General features: G+C 72.7%; 18 protein-coding genes. 11 read left to right on the forward strand and 7 right to left on the reverse strand.

Features of this window, described 5'->3' with window-relative positions:
* Nucleotides 1–13: 13 nt before the first annotated feature.
* On the forward strand, nt 14–1,267 hold the full coding sequence (locus tag ACGFNV_RS25345) for an MFS transporter (protein WP_393625284.1): 1,254 nt from the start codon (nt 14–16) through the stop codon (nt 1,265–1,267).
* 101 nt (nt 1,268–1,368) lie between these two features.
* Nucleotides 1,369–1,938, forward strand: coding sequence for a hypothetical protein (locus ACGFNV_RS25350; protein WP_393625285.1), 570 nt, complete (start codon nt 1,369–1,371; stop codon nt 1,936–1,938).
* A 307-nt stretch (nt 1,939–2,245) separates the two neighbouring features.
* On the opposite strand, the gene ACGFNV_RS25355 is transcribed toward ACGFNV_RS25350, so the two are convergent.
* Nucleotides 2,246–3,064 carry a hypothetical protein gene (locus tag ACGFNV_RS25355; protein WP_393625286.1) on the reverse strand — a complete coding sequence of 273 codons (819 nt, stop codon included), beginning with the start codon at nt 3,062–3,064 and terminating at the stop codon, nt 2,246–2,248.
* 237 nt (nt 3,065–3,301) lie between these two features.
* Here ACGFNV_RS25355 and ACGFNV_RS25360 point away from each other — a divergent pair, with 237 nt between their 5' ends.
* From ACGFNV_RS25360 to ACGFNV_RS25380, 5 genes are all read left to right on the forward strand, one after another.
* A complete protein-coding gene (locus ACGFNV_RS25360) occupies nt 3,302–3,952 on the forward strand; it encodes a class F sortase (RefSeq protein WP_393625287.1) in 651 nt (216 codons plus the stop codon).
* 175 nt (nt 3,953–4,127) lie between these two features.
* Nucleotides 4,128–5,486 carry an ABC transporter ATP-binding protein gene (locus ACGFNV_RS25365; protein ID WP_393625288.1) on the forward strand — a complete coding sequence of 453 codons (1,359 nt, stop codon included), beginning with the start codon at nt 4,128–4,130 and terminating at the stop codon, nt 5,484–5,486.
* Between the two features lie 104 nt (nt 5,487–5,590).
* Complete coding sequence (locus ACGFNV_RS25370) at nt 5,591–6,979, forward strand: aldehyde dehydrogenase family protein (RefSeq protein ID WP_393625289.1); 1,389 nt, start codon at nt 5,591–5,593, stop codon at nt 6,977–6,979.
* A gap of 44 nt (nt 6,980–7,023) precedes the next feature.
* A complete protein-coding gene (locus tag ACGFNV_RS25375) occupies nt 7,024–8,106 on the forward strand; it encodes a zinc-binding dehydrogenase (RefSeq protein WP_393625290.1) in 1,083 nt (360 codons plus the stop codon).
* 120 nt (nt 8,107–8,226) lie between these two features.
* A complete protein-coding gene (locus ACGFNV_RS25380) occupies nt 8,227–9,423 on the forward strand; it encodes an MFS transporter (protein WP_393625655.1) in 1,197 nt (398 codons plus the stop codon).
* Here ACGFNV_RS25380 and ACGFNV_RS25385 read toward each other — a convergent pair.
* From ACGFNV_RS25385 to ACGFNV_RS25395, 3 genes are all read right to left on the reverse strand, one after another.
* Nucleotides 9,415–10,374 carry a DMT family transporter gene (locus ACGFNV_RS25385; protein WP_393625657.1) on the reverse strand — a complete coding sequence of 320 codons (960 nt, stop codon included), beginning with the start codon at nt 10,372–10,374 and terminating at the stop codon, nt 9,415–9,417. The two genes, ACGFNV_RS25380 and ACGFNV_RS25385, sit on opposite strands and share 9 nt — an antisense overlap.
* Before the next feature lie 106 nt (nt 10,375–10,480).
* The gene (locus ACGFNV_RS25390; RefSeq protein WP_393625291.1) at nt 10,481–11,191 is read right to left on the reverse strand and encodes an ArsR/SmtB family transcription factor; all 711 of its coding nucleotides are present in this window, start codon (nt 11,189–11,191) and stop codon (nt 10,481–10,483) included.
* Nucleotides 11,192–11,237: 46 nt separating this feature from the next.
* The gene (locus ACGFNV_RS25395) at nt 11,238–11,882 is read right to left on the reverse strand and encodes a TetR/AcrR family transcriptional regulator (RefSeq protein WP_393625292.1); all 645 of its coding nucleotides are present in this window, start codon (nt 11,880–11,882) and stop codon (nt 11,238–11,240) included.
* 90 nt (nt 11,883–11,972) lie between these two features.
* Between ACGFNV_RS25395 and ACGFNV_RS25400 the strand changes: the two genes are divergently transcribed.
* From ACGFNV_RS25400 to ACGFNV_RS25410, 3 genes are all read left to right on the forward strand, one after another.
* A complete protein-coding gene (locus ACGFNV_RS25400; RefSeq protein ID WP_393625293.1) occupies nt 11,973–13,160 on the forward strand; it encodes an acyl-CoA dehydrogenase family protein in 1,188 nt (395 codons plus the stop codon).
* Between the two features lie 70 nt (nt 13,161–13,230).
* On the forward strand, nt 13,231–13,458 hold the full coding sequence (locus ACGFNV_RS25405) for a YiaA/YiaB family inner membrane protein (RefSeq protein WP_393625294.1): 228 nt from the start codon (nt 13,231–13,233) through the stop codon (nt 13,456–13,458).
* Nucleotides 13,459–13,518: 60 nt separating this feature from the next.
* Nucleotides 13,519–14,142 (forward strand): TetR/AcrR family transcriptional regulator, encoded by a 624-nt coding sequence (locus ACGFNV_RS25410; RefSeq protein WP_393625295.1) that lies wholly within the window; start codon nt 13,519–13,521, stop codon nt 14,140–14,142.
* Between the two features lie 12 nt (nt 14,143–14,154).
* Here the strand turns inward: ACGFNV_RS25410 and ACGFNV_RS25415 are convergent, their stop codons facing one another.
* Complete coding sequence (locus ACGFNV_RS25415) at nt 14,155–14,616, reverse strand: MaoC family dehydratase (RefSeq protein WP_393625296.1); 462 nt, start codon at nt 14,614–14,616, stop codon at nt 14,155–14,157.
* A 144-nt stretch (nt 14,617–14,760) separates the two neighbouring features.
* On the opposite strand from ACGFNV_RS25415, the gene soxR reads away from it, so the two are divergent.
* On the forward strand, nt 14,761–15,234 hold the full coding sequence (gene soxR, locus ACGFNV_RS25420) for a redox-sensitive transcriptional activator SoxR (RefSeq protein WP_393625297.1): 474 nt from the start codon (nt 14,761–14,763) through the stop codon (nt 15,232–15,234).
* A gap of 22 nt (nt 15,235–15,256) precedes the next feature.
* Here the strand turns inward: soxR and ACGFNV_RS25425 are convergent, their stop codons facing one another.
* Both ACGFNV_RS25425 and ACGFNV_RS25430 read right to left on the reverse strand, forming a co-directional pair.
* On the reverse strand, nt 15,257–16,324 hold the full coding sequence (locus tag ACGFNV_RS25425; RefSeq protein ID WP_393625298.1) for an RNA ligase (ATP): 1,068 nt from the start codon (nt 16,322–16,324) through the stop codon (nt 15,257–15,259).
* Between the two features lie 166 nt (nt 16,325–16,490).
* On the reverse strand, nt 16,491–17,093 hold the full coding sequence (locus ACGFNV_RS25430) for a hypothetical protein (RefSeq protein ID WP_393625299.1): 603 nt from the start codon (nt 17,091–17,093) through the stop codon (nt 16,491–16,493).
* Nucleotides 17,094–17,256 lie beyond the last annotated feature (163 nt).

Raw genomic sequence — 17,256 nt, forward strand, 5'->3', positions numbered from 1 at the left:
GGAGGTCTTCGCCATGGGGCCCGGTGGGAACCGCGGCTGGCTGCTTCGCCTCGTCATCGCCTTCGGCTTCGCGCAGGGGGCGGTGTCGATGGCCCGGCCCGCCGTGTCCTACCGGGCCCTCGCGCTGGGCGCGGACGAGCGGGCGATCGGTGTCATCGCGGGCGTGTACGCGCTGCTGCCACTCTTCGCGGCCGTCCCCCTGGGGCGCCGTACCGACCACGGCCGCTGCGCGCCCCTGCTGCCGCTCGGCGTCGTGCTGATATCCGGCGGCTGCGCGCTCAGTGGCCTCGCGGGCTCCCTGTGGGCGATGGCCCTGTGGAGCGGTGTGATGGGCCTCGGGCACCTGTGCTTCGTGATCGGCGCCCAGTCGCTCGTCGCCCGCCAGTCCGCCCCGCACGAACAGGACCGCAACTTCGGTCACTTCACCATCGGCGCCTCCCTCGGCCAGTTGGTCGGCCCGATCGCGGCCGGCGCCCTGATCGGCGGCCCCGACATGGCGGGCACCAGCGCGCTGGCCCTCGTCGTCGCGGGCGCGGGGGCGGCGGTCGCGTTCACGTCGTTGTGGCGCATAGAGAGCCGTACGACGTCCAAGTCCCCTGCGGAGCGCGGCGAGCCGGTGCCGGTGCGGCGCATCCTGCGGGCCCGGGGTGTGCCCGCGGGCATCTTCATCAGCCTCGCCGTGCTGTCCGCGACCGACATCCTCACCGCCTACCTGCCGGTGGTCGGCGAACACCGTGGCATCGCGCCGTCCGTGATCGGCGTCCTGCTCAGCCTGCGGGCGGCGGCCACCATCGCCTGCCGCCTGGTGCTCACGCCCCTGCTGCGGCTGCTCGGGCGGGCGTGGCTGCTGACCGTGACGTGTCTGCTGGCGGCGCTGCTGTGCGCGGGCATCGCGGTGCCGGTGCCGGTGTGGGCGCTCGGGCTGATGCTGGCCGCGCTCGGCTTCTGCCTCGGCGTCGGTCAGCCGCTGTCCATGACGACGGTCGTCCAGGCCGCCCCCGACGGGGCCCGTTCCACGGCTCTCGCCCTGCGACTGACCGGCAACCGGCTCGGGCAGGTCGCCGCACCGGCCGCGGCGGGGCTGATCGCGGGAGTCGCGGGGGCGGCCGCTCCGTTCGTGATGCTCGGGGCGCTGTTGCTGCTGTCGTCGGGGATCGCGCTGCGGTCACCGGAGAAGACCGCGGACGGCGCGGTGGAGGCGGCGGGAGGGCGCCGGGCCGGGCGACCCGGGCCGTCGTCGCGGTTGCGCCGGAAGAGCGATATCTGACGGAGCGTGGGGCGCTCCTCCCACACTCTCCGGACGAAGTGTGACATCGAATCAGGTGCAGTCTGATTTGTATGAAAATCACCTGATTTGGAGGGTCTCGTATGCCGACCTCGTCCCGTCCGCGCAGAGCCGCCGCACTCGCGGCACTCACCGTCGGCGGAGCCCTGCTCCTCGGAGCCCCGGCCGCGGTGGCCGCCCCGGGGGACAACGGAGACATCAAGATCCATATGGCGGGCACCGCCGTGGAGGCCCGGGCCAACCAGCCCAAGGTCTGCAGGTTCTACCTCGACGCGTTCAACTTCGACGTCGCCCAGGGCGTCAACTGGACCATCGAGCCGCAGTCCGCGCAGACGGGCACGGGAGCCACGCTCACGGGCGTCATCACGCTGGCCAACGGCGAAGGGGTGACCGAGAACATGATGCTGCCCGCGGGGCAGTACACGCTCGAGTGGACGGTCGTCGGCGGCACGGGTGCCCCCAGGCAGAAGGTGTTCCAGTCCGAGTGCCCGGACTCGATCGGCGTGCCCAACGGCGGCCCGCCCGCGGGCGGCGGCGGACTGGCCCGCGCCGACGCCTTCACCCCGGTCGCCGGTGCGGCCGCGGTGGGGCTGACCGCGGTCGGCGGAGCGGTCTGGTTCCGGCTCCGGCGCCGTCCCCATGGCGCCGCGTAGGCGAGCCCGCAGGCCCTGGTACCGGACGCGCGCCTACCGCCTCACGAGAACGGCCGTACTGGCCGCCTCCCTGGTGGCGGGCGGCGTCTGGTGCGCCCAGGACGAGGAACCCCCGACCCCGGCCACGGCCGCCCCACCGGGCTCCTCCGGGGCCCGCGTGGACGCACGGGGGAAGGTGGCGGAGCGGGGTGCGGCTGGGGCGCGTGCGGAGGCGGCCGGTGCGGGGGCGCGGACCAGGAGGGCCGGGCCCCGCTGCCCGGGTGAGCGGGTCGACGCGGGAGGTGGGGAGCCGGGTGGTCCGGGAGGCTCAGCCGCCGCGGGCGGCGTACGTTCCGCTGGACCGGGCGCCCCTTCGGCTGCGGCCGGCGTACGTTCCGGTGGGCCTGGTGCCTCCGCGGGCCGAGCCCGGCCCGGTGGGCCTGGTGCCGGTGTCGGCGAAGCGCGGCAGGGGGAACTTGCGGCGGGTGCGGGTGCGGGTGCGGGTGCGGGTGCGGGTGCGGGTGGCGCTGGTGCGGCCGGGCGTGAGTCGTCCGGGGCGCGGGCCGGCAACGGGGGCGTGGCGCCGGGTCCCGGCACTGCCGGGGACGACGCCGGACGTGAGCCGCCTGGCACCCGGGCTGGCCGGGGTGGCACCGGGTGGCCGGGAAGTGTCCAGCAGGGCCGACCAGGCGCCCGTGGTGACGTCGCCGACCGGGCACGGCCTGACGGGTCGCCGGTGTGCGCCGACGTGGGCGGAGCGCGCCCCCAGCAGTCGGGGAGCGTGCGGCCGGGCCGGCCAGGTGCCCTCCCCGACGCGGACACCGCACGCCCCGCCCGGCCCGAGACCCGCGCCGCTGCGGGCACGGCTCAGCCGCAGCCGCCCGGCGCCGGTGCGGGCAGGGCTGACGCGCACCGGCCCGGCCCCGGTGCCCGGCCTGGTGCGGCGCGGCCACAGCCGTCCGGAACCGGTGTCGTCGGGGCGAAGTCGCAGCGGCCCGGCGCCCGTCCGGTTGCCGACGCCGCACGGCCACAACCCCCCGGCGCTCGTCCGGCCCCCAACGGCGTGCCCCCGCGGCAGCCCGGAGCCGGTGCCGAACCCGGCGAGGCTCGACCCGAACACCCCGGCGCGGGCGGCGCCAAGCAGCAACCTCAGCGGCCCGCCTCTGGCCCTGCGGCCGCGGGCGCCCAGCGTCCCAACCCTGCGGTGCCTGGCGCCCAGCGCCCCGGCCCTGCGGCCGCTGCCGCACAGCGTCCCAATCCCGCGCGCCCGGGCGCCCAGCGTCCCAACCCCGCGGTGCCTGGCGCCCAGCGCCCCGGCCCTGCGGCCGCTGCCGCACAGCGTCCCAATCCCGCGCGCCCGGGCGCCCAGCGTCCCAACCCCGCGGTGCCTGGCGCCCAGCACCCCCGCCCTGCGGCCCCCGCCGCCAACCCCAACCCCACGCCCCCCGGCGCCCAGCCCACCACCCCCGCCGCTCCCGCCGCCCAAAACCCCCACCCCGCGCCCCCCGCCATCCCCCGCCGTCCACCCGCCAAGCCCCGGCCCCGCCCTCTGCCGCGCTCGCGCGCGACCGTGCTCCTCATCCGCTACCTGAGTCTGAAGGCCCCGATCATGGACCTCCGGCTCGACCGGCAGCGGCGGCTTCCCGCGCCGCCCGATGGCAAGGCGAACTTCGTGGGGTGGAACGCGGACGGGCCGACTCCGGGGGAGAAGGGGACCGCTGTGGCGGTCGGGCACTTGGACACGGACACCGGGCCCGCCGTCTTCGCGGGGCTCACCGAGGTGAAGCGGGGCGTCCTCGTGGAGGTGCGGCGGGCCGACGGGCGGACCGCCGTCTACACCGTGGACGCCGTCAGGAAGTACGAGAAGGCGAACTTCCCCAACAAGGAGGTGTACGGCCCCCGCGGCCGCCCCGAACTACGGCTCATCACCTGCGGCGGTGACTACAACCGCAGAACCGGCTACTCCGGCAACCTCGTCGTCTTCGCCCACCTCAAAGAGATCCACGAACCGGACAAACACTCCCGCGCCCACTGAATCCGACCGCCCCCTTTTCTCACCAGGTGGACCGGAGCGCCCTATTCCCGCCCGGTCTCTTCCCTCGCCCGCACACTGTCCGTTAATTTCCGTGACCCACGAGCCCCGTACGACCCGCACGGGACTTCCGAACCGCGGAGCACCAGCGCCGAGTGAGCCCCCGGGGGCACCTGCCATGACACGCGCCATCTCTCTGCACGACGTGAGCAAGTCCTACACGCGAGGAGTCCGCGTGGTGGACCGGCTGTCGGTGGACATCAACCCGGGGGAGTTCCTCGTCCTCCTCGGCCCCTCCGGCTGCGGGAAGTCCACCGTGCTCCGGATGATCGCCGGCCTCGAGGAGATCGACGAGGGCGAGCTGCTGCTCGACGGCGAGTACGCCAACCATCTGCCGCCGTCCGGCCGGGACATCGCGATGGTCTTCCAGAACTTCGCCCTCTATCCGAACATGACCAGCCGCGACAACATCGGCTTTCCCCTGCGCATCGAGGCCCCCGGCGAGGACCCCGGCCCGCGCATCGACACCACCGCCCGCATGCTGGGCATCGAGGACCTCCTCGACCGTTTCCCCGCCCAGCTTTCCGGCGGCGAACGCCAACGCGTGGCCATGGGCCGGGCCATCGCCCGCCACCCCTCCGCCTTCCTGATGGACGAGCCGCTGTCCAACCTCGACGCCAAGCTCCGCAGCCACCTGCGCGCCGAGATCTCCCGCCTCACCCGCGACCTGGGCGTCACCACGGTGTACGTCACCCACGACCAGGCCGAGGCCATGTCCCTCGGCGACCGGGTCGCCGTACTGCGCGGCGGCGTCCTCCAGCAGGTCGACACGCCGCGCGCCGTCTACGCCCTGCCGCGCAACGTCTTCGTCGCAGCCTTCATCGGCACCCCGCGCATCAACCTGATCCGCGGTGTGGTCCGGGCCCCGCTCGACGGAACGATGACGATCAGCCTCGGCAAGCAGGCCCTGCGTCTGCCCGAACCCCTCTCACTGGACCACCAGTTGCTGCGCGTCCAGCAGGGCCGTGAGGTCATCGTCGGCCTGCGCTCGGAGGCCGTCCGCATCGCCAAGCCCGCCGCCGCGCGACCCGGCGAGGTGGTGCTCACCGGCCTGGTGGAGCACCTGGAGTACCAGGGGCACGAGGTCATCGTGCACTTCAACACCGGCTCCCGGCCCGCCGTCGTACCCGAGTTGGAGGCCGCGCGGCCCGGGGTCCGGGCGGCCCGGCGCGGGCGGACGCGCAGCGACGGAACGGTTCTTCACCGCCTCCGGGAACGGGCGGTCGCGCTGCGGGGGGCGGTCCCGACAGCGGTCCTGGACGTGGCCGGCGACGGCGACCGCGGGCCCGCCGAGTCCGCCGCCTTCGTCGAGGCGCGCCTGCCCGGCGACCTGGTCGTCCGCACCAGCCCCGACATCCAGCTCCGCCAGGGCATGCAGGTCCCCCTCCTCGTCGACCTCGCCCACCTCTTCGTCTTCGACCAGCACGGCGAGCGCGTCTGCCCGGCCCCGTCCCACCTGCCGGACCTGGGGGAGTGAGGCGTACCACGCCGGGGTGACCCTGGCCGGAAGTGTCTGGCGCCAGAAAACTATCGCCGCTAGTTTGTTGTGCCGTACGACGTAGCCCCGCCGGAAGGAACGCGATGAAGGCACACGACGGCATGTACATCGACGGCGCCTGGCGCCCCGCCGCCGGTCCGGACGTCATCGAGGTCGTGAACCCGGTCGACGAGCAGGTGATCGGCCGGGTCCCGGCCGGCACCGCCCTGGACGTCGACACCGCCGTACGGGCCGCCCGTGCCGCCCTCCCGGCCTGGGCCGCGACCCCGCCCGCCGAGCGGGCCGCGCGCCTGACCGCCCTGCGGGACGTCCTCGTGGTCCGCAAGGACGAGATCGCCGAGACCGTCGCCGCCGAACTCGGCTCCCCGCTGCCCTTCGCGCAGGCGGTGCACGCGGCCGTGCCGATCGCGGTCGCCGGGTCGTACGCCGAGCTGGCGGCGACGTACGAGTTCGAGGAGAAGGTCGGCAACTCGACCGTCCTGCACGAGCCGATCGGCGTGGTCGGCGCGATCACGCCCTGGAACTACCCGCTCCACCAGATCGTCGCGAAGGTCGCCCCGGCGCTCGCCGCGGGCTGCACGATCGTGGTGAAGCCGGCCGAGGACACCCCGCTCGTCGCCCAGCTCTTCGCCGAGGCGGTGCACGAGGCGGGCCTCCCGGCGGGTGTGTTCAACCTGGTCACCGGCCTCGGCCCGATCGCCGGACAGGCCCTCGCCGAACACCCCGACGTCGACCTGGTCTCCTTCACCGGCTCCACGGCCGTCGGCCGCCAGATCGGCGCGACGGCGGGCGCGGCCGTCAAGAAGGTCGCCCTGGAACTGGGCGGCAAGTCCGCCAACGTCATCCTGCCCGGCGCCGACCTCGCCAAGGCGGTCAACGTCGGCGTCGCCAACGTCATGTCCAACTCCGGTCAGACGTGCAGCGCCTGGACGCGGATGCTGGTGCACACCTCGCAGTACGAGGAGGCGGTCGGGATCGCCGCCGCCGCGGCCGCCAAGTACGGCGAGCGCATCGGCCCGGTGGTCAACGCCAAGCAGCGGGCCCGGGTGCTGAGTTACATCGACAAGGGCCTCGCCGAGGGCGCCCGTCTGGTCGCCGGAGGCACCGAATCCCCGCGCGAGCGGGGCTACTTCGTCAGCCCCACGGTCTTCGCCGACGTCACCCCCGACATGACCATCGCGCAGGAGGAGATCTTCGGCCCGGTCCTGTCGATCCTCCGCTACGAGGACGAGGAGGACGCCCTGCGCATCGCCAACGGCACGCTGTACGGGCTCGCCGGCGCCGTCTGGGCCGGGGAGGAAGCCGAGGCGGTGGCCTTCGCCCGCCGTATGGACACCGGCCAGGTCGACATCAACGGCGGCCGGTTCAACCCGCTGGCCCCGTTCGGCGGTTACAAGCAGTCGGGCGTCGGCCGCGAACTGGGCGCGCACGGTCTCGCCGAATACCTCCAGACCAAGTCCCTCCAGTTCTAGTCCCTCCAGTTCTAGTCCCTCCGATGTCAGGAGCGTTGCCCGTCATGGCCGTCCGTGCCGCCGTACTCCCCGCCATCGGCTCCCCGCTGGAGATCACCGACATCGAGCTGCCCGACCCCGGACCCGGCCAGGTCCGCGTCCGGCTCGCCGCCGCCGGGGTCTGCCACTCCGATCTGTCCCTGTCCGACGGCACCATGCGGGTACCGGTCCCCGCCGTCCTCGGCCACGAGGGCGCGGGCACGGTGGTCGCCGTCGGCGAAGGGGTCGTCGGCCTCACGCCCGGCGACGGAGTCGTCCTCAACTGGGCCCCTTCCTGCGGCGGTTGCCACGCCTGCTCGCTCGGCGAGGTCTGGCTGTGCGCCAACGCGCTGAACGGCGCCGCCGACGTGTACGCCCGTACCGTCGACGGCACCGACCTGCACCCCGGCCTGAACGTCGCCGCGTTCGCCGAGGAGACGGTCGTGTCGGCGAGCTGCGTCCTGCCCCTCCCCGAGGGCGTCCCGCTCACGGACGCGGCACTGCTCGGCTGTGCGGTCCTCACCGGTTACGGCGCCGTCCACCACTCGGCGCGGGTCGAGGCCGGGGAGACGGTGGCGGTGTACGGCGTCGGCGGAGTGGGGCTCGCCGCGCTCCAGGCGGCCCGTATCGCGGGGGCCGCGAAGATCGTCGCGGTCGATGTCTCCCCGGAGAAGGAGGAGTTGGCGCGCGCCGCCGGAGCCACCGACTACGTGGTGGCCTCGGACACCACGGCCCGCGAGATCCGGGGGCTCACGGACAAGCAGGGTGTCGATGTGGCCGTCGAGTGCGTGGGCCGCGCGAGCACCATCCGCGCGGCCTGGGACTCCACCCGCCGCGGCGGCCGTACGACGGTCGTCGGCATCGGCGGCAAGGACCAGCAGGTCACCTTCAACGCCCTGGAGATCTTCCACTGGGGCAGGACCCTCTCGGGCTGCGTCTACGGCAACTCCGACCCGGCACGGGACCTGCCGGTGCTCGCCGAGCACGTACGGGCGGGGCGCCTGGACCTGGGCGCGCTGGTGACGGAACGCATCGCGCTGGAGGGGATCCCGGCCGCGTTCTCAAACATGCTGGCGGGCAAGGGCGGCAGGGCGCTCGTGATGTTCTGAGTCCGAGTTGTCCGGAGCGCCCCCCGGGTGCTCCGGGCAACCTTCGCGCACGACCGTTGACTCCATACCGTCCGGTCAGTATGTTCCCGGGAACGTCCCCACGACTACTTCGTCTTCGGCATCGCCGCCGCTCTCGTCCTCGGGGACCTGTACTTCCCGGCGGGCAGCTCCACCGCCGGAGTCCTCGCCTCCTTCGCCACCTTCGCCGTCGGCCTCCTCGCCCGCCCGCTCGGCGGCATCGTCGCCGGACACCTCGGCGACAAGAGGGGCCGCAAGCCGATGCTCGTCCTCGCGCTCACCCTGATGGGCGTGGCCACGCCCGGCATCGGCGTGCTGCCGACGTACGACACGATCGGCGTCGCCGCCCCCGTCCTGCTCGTCACCCTGCGCGTCGTCCAGGGACTCGCGGTCGGCGCCCAGTGGGGCGGTGCGATGCTGCTCGCCACCGAGTACGCCCCGGAGGGCAAGCGCGGTGTCTACGGCAGCGTCGTCCAACTCGGCGTCCCCATCGGCGTGGTGACCGCCAACAGTGTCTTCCTGCTGGCCGGCGCCTTCACCACCGACACCGCCTTCGCCGCCTGGGGCTGGCGGCTCCCCTTCCTCGTCGGCCTGTTCGTCCTCGCGCTCGCCTGGTACATCCACACCCGCGTCGAGGAGACACCCGCCTTCCGGGAGGCGGAGCGGGCGTTGGCCGAGAAGGAGAAGGCGGAACAGGGCTCGCCGCTGCGCACGGTCCTGCGCGACCACCTCGGCACGGTCCTCCTCGCCGGTGGCTCCTTCGCCGTGAACACCGCGACCTTCTACATCCTCATCACCGGCGTCCTCGACTACACCACCCGCGAACTCGGCATGAACCGCGGTGCCGTCCTCACCGTCTCGCTCTGCGTCAGCCTCACCCAACTGGTGCTGATCCCGGCCTCCGCGGCCCTCTCCGACCGCGTCGGCCGCATCCGGATCTACGCGTTCGGCGCGGCCGGCATCGCGCTGTGGGCCGTACCGCTGTTCCTGCTGATCGACACCGGCTCACTGCTGTGGCTGGCGGTCGGCACATGCGTCGCCAGTTGCTTCCTCAGCATCATGTACGGCCCCCAGGCCGCCCTGTTCGCCGAGCTGTTCACGCCCGAGATGCGCTACACGGGCGCCTCCCTCGGCTACCAGATCGCCGTGGTGGGCGGCGGCGGACTGGCGCCGTTCGTGATGGTGCTGCTCCTGGAGACGACGGGCACGTCGATGCCGGTGTCCGCGTACATCGTCGGCCTCTCGGTGATCGCGCTCGTCTCCATCAAGGTTCTTGCGGACAAGGCTCGGTCACGCTGACAGCTCCGGCTGCTCGGGCTTTGGCTCCACGGCCGCAGCCGGAGTCTCCGGAGCCCGCCGTGCCCGCGCCCGCGACCGCGACACCGCCACCCCGGCCAGGCACAGCGTCCCGCCCGCGAGTGTGAGCACCCCCGGCACCTCGCCCAGGGCCAGCCACGACATCAGCACGACCAGCGCGGGGACCGCGTACGTGGTCGCGCCCATGCGGCTGGCGGTCGTGCGGGCCAGGGCGTACGCCCAGGTGGTGAAGGCGAGCGCGGTCGGGAAGACCCCCAGGTAGACCATGTTGAGCGTGGCCGACACGGGCGCCTTCGCCGCTTCGCTCACCAACTGCCCGGCGAACGGCAGGCACACCACCGCCCCGACGAGACACCCGAACGTCGTCACCTGCAACGCGCTCGCCCGCGCCAGCGCCGGCTTCTGCGCCACGACCCCGCCCGCGTACGCGACCGCCGCCAGCAGGCACAGCACCACCCCGAGCACCGACGAACCGCCGTCGCCCGACATCGACAGCCCCACCGTCACCGCGCCGGCGAACGACACCGCCATCCCGGCCAGCAGCCGGGGCGGCATCACGTCACCGAGGAGGCGTGCGCCGAGCAGGGCGATGAGGAGGGGGCCGATGTTGACGACCAGGGCCGCCGTTCCCGCGTCCACCTCCTGCTCGCCCCAGTTCAGGACGACCATGTAGAACCCGAACCACAGCACCCCCGATATCCCGATCCCCCGCCACGCCGACCGCGCGGGCCACCCCTCCCGCCGCACAGCACACATGACCCCCAGTGCCAGCGCCCCCGCCAGCAGCCGTCCGAGCGCCAGCGCGCCCGGCGAGTACGCGGACCCCGCGCTGCGGATGGACACGAACGCGGAGGCCCACAGCACGACGGAGACGCTGGCCGCGCCGGCGGCGAGCAGTTCCGTACGACGGGGACGGGACGGGGCGGAGTTCATCATGCTCCTGAGGCTAGGGAGGAAGGGGGTCCGCAGGCTCGCGGATTTCGGACGGGGAAGCCATGGGCAGACAGGCAACAGGCAGACAGGCAACAGGCAGACAGGCTCAGCCCAGCGCGGCCCCCTCGATGCCCAGCAGCTCGGACAGGGCCCGTTCGCCCGCCGCCGTCACCTTCACCGCCCGCTCGGAGCCGATGCGCACGCACCACCCCGTGTCGAGGGCGTGCCGGCACAGGGCCGCGCCGGCCACGCCCGCGAGATGGGGGCGGCGCTCGGTCCAGTCGAGGCAGGCGCGGGCCAGCGGGCGACGGGTCGTACGGTCGAGGGCGATGCCCGCGGAGTCGAACCAGCCGACTCCCGCGTCCGTCAACGCGAACCCGGTGTCCTGGAGGAGCAGTCCGCGTGCGGTCAGCGCGTCGGTGACCGCGATGCCGAGACGCCCGGCGAGATGGTCGTAGCAGGTGCGGCCGCGGGCCATCGCCGAGCCCGCGCTCGACTCCCGCAGGCCGCGCGGCCGTCGGCCCGTGTCGGGCCCGACCTGGGCCGCCAGGTCCTCCACCAGCTGAGCGACCCGCGCGTCGGCCAGCCGTACGTACCGGTGCCGCCCCTGGCGCTCCTCCGTCAGGAGGCCGCCCGCGACCAGCTTGCCCAGGTGCTCGCTCAGCGTCGACGCGGCCACGCCCGCGTGCCGCGCCAGCTCACCGGCGGTCCACGCCCGCCCGTCGAGCAGCGCCAGCAGGCACGCGGCCCGCGTCTCGTCGGCGATCAGCCCGGCGAGCCGGGCCAGCTGCGGCGCCTGGGGATCCTTGCTGGTCATGCGTCCCAGCATGGGGTACGAACACTTCGGTCGGCGCCGAACCGTCCTACGCGGACCGCCGGGCCTGTTCGTACTGCTGCGCCAGCCCGTCCAGCAGTGCTGTCAGCCCCGTTTCGAAGGCTCGCTCGTCGATCTTCTCCTGTTGCTCGGCGAGGAGGTGGGCCTGGCCGAGGTGGGGATAGTCGGCGGGGTCGTAGGCGCTCTGGTCGTCGACGAAGCCGCCGGCGAAGGAGCCCAGAGCTGAGCCCATGATGAAGTACCGCATCAGCGCGCCGATGGAGGTCGCCTGGGCGGGGGGCCAGCCGGCGTGGACCATCGCCCCGTAGACCGCGTCGGCGAGCCGTAGTGCGGCCGGGCGGCGGCCGGGGCCGCGGGCGAGGACCGGGACGATGTTGGGGTGGTCGCGGAGGGCGGCGCGGTAGGAGACGGCCCAGTCGTGCAGCGCGGTCCGCCAGTCCCGGCCGCCGTCCTCGAACATCGACAGGTCGACCTGCGCGCTCACCGAGTCGGCCACCGCCTCGAGGATCTCGTCCTTCGTCCGGAAGTGGTTGTACAGCGAGGGCCCGCTCACCCCCAGCTCCGCGGCGAGCCGGCGCGTGGAGACGGCCGCCAGCCCCTCCGTGTCCACGAGCGCGCGTGCCGTCTCGACGATCCGGTCGGTGCTGAGGAGGGGCTTGCGCGGTCGGGCCATGGCGCACATAGTAGGGCTGCGTCCATGAAACTAGCAGTGCTAATTTAAATGTTCGGCCTTCAAGGTCCGCTATCTGTGGGGTGACTCGGCATGAATCTGGAGCTCAGCGAGGAGCAGACCGCCGTACAGCGACTCGCCAGGGACTTCGTGGCTCGCGAGATCGCCCCCCACGTCGTCGCCTGGGACCGTGCCGAGGAGGTCGACCGGGGGATCGTGAAGAAGCTCGGCGAGGTCGGCTTCCTCGGCCTGACGATCGACGAGGAGTACGGCGGCTCGGGCGGCGACCACCTCGCGTACTGCCTGGTGACGGAGGAGCTCGGCCGGGGGGACTCCTCCGTGCGCGGCATCGTGTCCGTCTCGCTCGGTCTCGTCGCCAAGACCATCGCCGCCTGGGGGAGCGAGGAGCAGAAGCACCACTGGCTGCCCGGCCTCACCTCCGGCGCGTACGTCGGCTGCTTCGGCCTGACCGAGCCCGGCACCGGCTCCGACGCCGGCAACCTCACCACCCGCGCGGTCCGTGAGGATGGGGGTACCTCCCGCTCGAGCGGAGCCGAGAGTGGGGGAGGCTACGTCATCAACGGCACGAAGATGTTCATCACCAACGGCACCTGGGCCGACGTCGTGCTGCTGTTCGCCCGCTCCACGGACGCGCCCGGCCACAAGGGCGTCTCCGCCTTCCTGGTCCCCACCGACACCCCCGGCCTGACCCGGCGCACCATCCACGGCAAGCTCGGCCTGCGCGGCCAGGCCACCGCCGAACTGGTCCTTCAGGACGTCCGCGTCCCCGCCTCCGCGCTGCTCGGGGAGGAGGGCAAGGGCTTCTCCGTCGCCATGTCGGCCCTGGCCAAGGGGCGGATGTCGGTGGCGGCGGGCTGCGTCGGCATAGCGCAGGCGGCGCTGGACGCGGCCGTCCGCCACGCGACCGAACGCGAACAGTTCGGCCGGACCATCGCCCACCACCAGCTCGTCCAGGAGCTGATCAGCGACATCGCCGTGGACGTGGACGCGGCCCGCCTGCTGACGTGGCGCGTCGCCGACCTGATCGACCGCGGCCTGCCCTTCGCCACCGAGTCCTCCAAGGCCAAGCTCTTCGCCTCCGAGGCCGCCGTACGCGCCGCCAACAACGCCCTCCAGGTCTTCGGCGGCTACGGCTACATCGACGAGTACCCGGCAGGCAAGCTGCTGCGCGACGCCCGCGTGATGACCCTCTACGAAGGCACCAGCCAGATCCAGAAGCTGGTGATCGGACGGGCGCTGACGGGCGTCTCGGCCTTCTGAGTACGTCGCTGTCCCGGCGCTGAGTATCTCGGCGGATGTGGTTCCGGCCACGTCCGCCGAAGCTGTCCCCATGAGTGACACACCGGTCAAGCAGCAGAACACGGCCGCCTTCTACGGCCAGGCCGTCGCCTCCTTCGCCGTCGCCATGGCGGCCACCGCCATCGGGATCTACCAGCTCAAGGCCGATGCCTGGGTGCGGGCCTTCCTCGCCATCGCCGTCCTGTACCTGGTGACGTCCGCCTTCACGCTGGCCAAAGTGATCCGGGACCGGCAGGAGCCCGCTGAGCGGGGACGCTAAGCGACCGCTCACCTTCGGCGGTATGGTGGAGCTCCTGTCACCGAGAGGGGCGAACGAGCGATGAGTACGGCGGAGGACACGGCCGGCGGCGAAGTGCAGCCGTGGGGCGAGGTGACGCCCGACGCGGCCCGGCGGCTGCTCGTTGCCGCGGTGGAGGCCTTCGCCGAGCGCGGCTACCACGCCACCACGACCCGTGACATCGCGGGCCGCGCGGGCATGAGCCCGGCCGCGCTCTACATCCACTACAAGACCAAGGAAGAGCTGCTCCACCGCATCAGCAGGATCGGCCACGAGAAGGCGCTGGAGATCCTTCAGACGGCGTCGCGGCGTGAGGGCACCCCCACCGAGCGCCTCGCCGACGCGGTGAGCTCCTTCGTGCGCTGGCACGCCGGCGGGCGCACCACCGCGCGGGTCGTGCAGTACGAGCTGGAGTCGCTCGGCCCGGACGCCCGCGCGGAGATCCTCGCGCTGCGCCGGCAGGTCAACGCGGAGGTGCGCGGGATCGTCGAGGAGGGCGTGCGGACGGGCGAGTTCGACGTCCTGGACGTCCACGGCACCACGCTCGCCGTGCTCTCCCTGTGCATCGACGTGGCCCGCTGGTTCAACGTCAACGGCCCGCGCACGCCCGAGGAGGTCGGCGATCTGTACGCCGACCTCGTGCTGCGGATGGTGGGCGTGAAGTAGTCGCCGCGCTGGTCAGAGGTAGTACCGGGACACGGACTCCGCGACGCACACGGGCTTGTCGCCGCCCTCGCGCTCGACCGTGAACGCGACGCTCACCTGGATGCCGCCGGGTACGTCCTCGACGCCGGTGATCGTGGCGGTGGCGCGCAGCCGGGAGCCGACGGGCACCGGGGCGGGGAAGCGCACCTTGTTGGTGCCGTAGTTGACGCCCATCTTCACGCCCTCGACGGAGATCAGCTGGGGTCCGAAGAGCGGCAGCAGCGACAGCGTCAGGTACCCGTGCGCGATGGTGGTGCCGAACGGTCCGACCGCCGCCTTCTCCGGATCCACGTGGATCCACTGGTGGTCGCCGGTGGCCTCGGCGAACAGGTCGACGCGCTTCTGGTCGACCTCCAGCCAGTCGGTGTACCCCAGCTGCTCGCCCACCGCCGCCTTCAGGTCGTCGGCGGACGTGAAGATCCTCGGCTCTGCCATGTCTGGGCCTCTCGCGTGACGAACTCGGTTCTCCATGCATGCTAAGCGACTGCTTAGCATGGTCGGATCGGGCGCCCCCTGTCAACGCATGGGGGCCGGGAATGGGACGGCGCGCGGCGGTAGCGGCTGGGTAGGGTTCGGGGAGTGCCCCAGATTCCAGAGAAGATCCACGAGCTCACCGTCGGCCAGCTCTCCGCGCGCAGCGGCGCCGCCGTCTCGGCCCTGCACTTCTACGAGTCCAAGGGCTTGATCAGCAGTCGCCGCACCTCGGGCAACCAGCGCCGCTACACCCGTGACACCCTGCGCCGGGTCGCTTTCGTCCGCGCCGCCCAGCGCGTCGGCATTCCGCTGGCCACGATCCGCGAGGCCCTCGCCGAACTCCCCGAGGAACGCACCCCCACCCGCGAGGACTGGGCCCGCCTCTCCGAGGTCTGGCGCGCCGAACTCGAGGAACGCATCAACCAACTCAACCGCCTGCGCGACCACCTCACCGACTGCATCGGCTGCGGCTGCCTCTCCCTCCACTCCTGCGTCCTCTCCAACCCCGACGACCGCTTCGGCGAAGACCAGTCGGGCTCCCGCCTGTTGGTGGAGAAGGGCGGCCGCAGGCCCGCTTAGGGCCTCCCGGCCGCCCCCGGCCTCACTCGTACTCCGTCCCGCCCTTCCGCGTCAGATACGCCGGACTCACCGCCTTCGCGATCGCCCGCCCCCCGGTCACCGCGCTGTACCGCTCATCGCGAGGGCGGATCACCACGCCCTCCCGCAGATGGAGTTCCCGCCCGGACACCGTCTCGCGGCCGGCGGCGATCTCCAGGACACGGTCGATGTCGTAAGGCCCCTCGAACAGCCGCGGCACCAACGGCAGTTCCCCGCCCAGCAGTTCCGCGGTGTCGAGCCAGCGCACCTGCCCGTCGATCTCCGCGGACACGTCGAACACGGCGTACCCGAGCGTGTCGCGTCGCCCGTCCGCGCCGTACGTCAGGTCCTGAACCCCGGCCCCGTACACCTCCCCGAAGATCCCGACCCGTCGCGCCCCCAGCCGCTCGGCGAGCCGCGCCGCGGCCTCGGCGGCGCCGTGACCCCGTACCGCCCGCCAGTAGAGATTGCGCGGATCCTCCTTCAGGGCCAGCGACTTCGCCCCGAAGCCCTTGGACGAGACGTGCACCCGACCCGAGTCGGCGACATACGTCAGCAGGCATGCCGACCCGTGCAGCTTCTCCGTCAGGACCACAGCCTCGCCCGCGGTGAAGATGTCCGGAAACCGCTGGATGTTCTCGATGTCGACCCAGGGCAGCAGTTCGGGCGCGGACTCGACGTCGCCGTCCATCATGGGCGGCACGGGCGGGACCCACTTGGTGATGCCGAGCAGCGCGGCGAAGTCCGTCCCCTCCTGGGCCGCCCGGGCCAGGTCGAACTCCGCGAGCGCCTTCGGCCGGCACACGATGCCCTGCGACAGCTCCCCGCGCAGCCGCACCGCCTTGACGCGGTCCGCGTTGCCGCCCGCCAGCCGCCCGGTCAGCCCCAGCTCCTCGATCAGCTCGGTCGGAAGCACCGCCTGCTCGGGGATGTACACGGCGGCCTCACCGGTGCGGTACGCGCCCTTGGCGACGACGGCCCGATACAGGCCCACCTGGGCCAGTTCGAGCGCGTCGGCGTTCGGGTGCTCGTGGACGGTCAGCACTTCGGCGGTCACGCGTAGCGTCGACATGGGGAGTCCTCCAGGTGCCTCACATGGGTTTCATCACCCAGAACTCTCCGCGCGCAAAAGGCATGGATCGAACGAATTAGCGCCTGGTAGCCTCACGCGCTTCGGCCGACGCGGCCCCGCGCCGTGACATCAGGGGGTGCGGCATCCCCGGCGCACCCCCCTTGACCTAGGCCGACACCAGCACGCGCCCCCGCCTGGCGTACGCCAGGGACTCCGGTGTCAGCACCGGGCGTGGTACCAGGATCCCGCACTCCGCGCAGACGGGACCCGACGACGGTTCGTGGTCCAGGTCGTACCTCCAGACCAGACGCGCTCCGTCGCACACCGGGCAGCTCGCGCCCGGTTCGCGCTCCAGCGCGGCGATGAGCCGACGCAGTACCTCGGCCAGCGGGTCACGGGGGTGTACCCGCGGGTCGTCGCACCACGCGACTCCGAAGCCGCCCCAGGTCAGCCGGTGCCAGTCGTCCACACTGCCCGGCCGGCGCAACCCGTCGTGCTTCTCCTTCTTGCGGCGCTCGGCGAACTCGACCTCGTAGGCGAGCCAGACCGCCCGCGCCTCCTCCAGTTCGTCCAGTGCGGCCACGAGCCGCGCTGGATCGGGGGACCGGTCCTCCGGCCCGAACCCCGCCCGGGAGCACAAGTGGTCCCAGGTCGCCCGGTGCCCGTAAGGAGCGAACCGCTCCAGGCACTTGCGCAGTGAGTAACGCCGCAGTGCCAGATCACACCGCGGGTCGCGCACCTGTCTCGCCAGACTCCGGAAACCGGCCATCGCCCTGCACCTCCGTCACACCTGCCTGTACTTCGGTCACTTCGGCGTCTCCGTACGGACGTCGCCGAATAGACGTGTCGACACGCGATTCGGCTCCATCCGATTTCGGATGGCCCCCCATAAGCCGTCCGGGCTTGCGCGCGCCTCGCCCTCTGTTGCCCGT

Source organism: Streptomyces sp. NPDC048751 (assembly GCF_043198595.1).
In the GTDB taxonomy this organism is placed as follows: domain Bacteria; phylum Actinomycetota; class Actinomycetes; order Streptomycetales; family Streptomycetaceae; genus Streptomyces.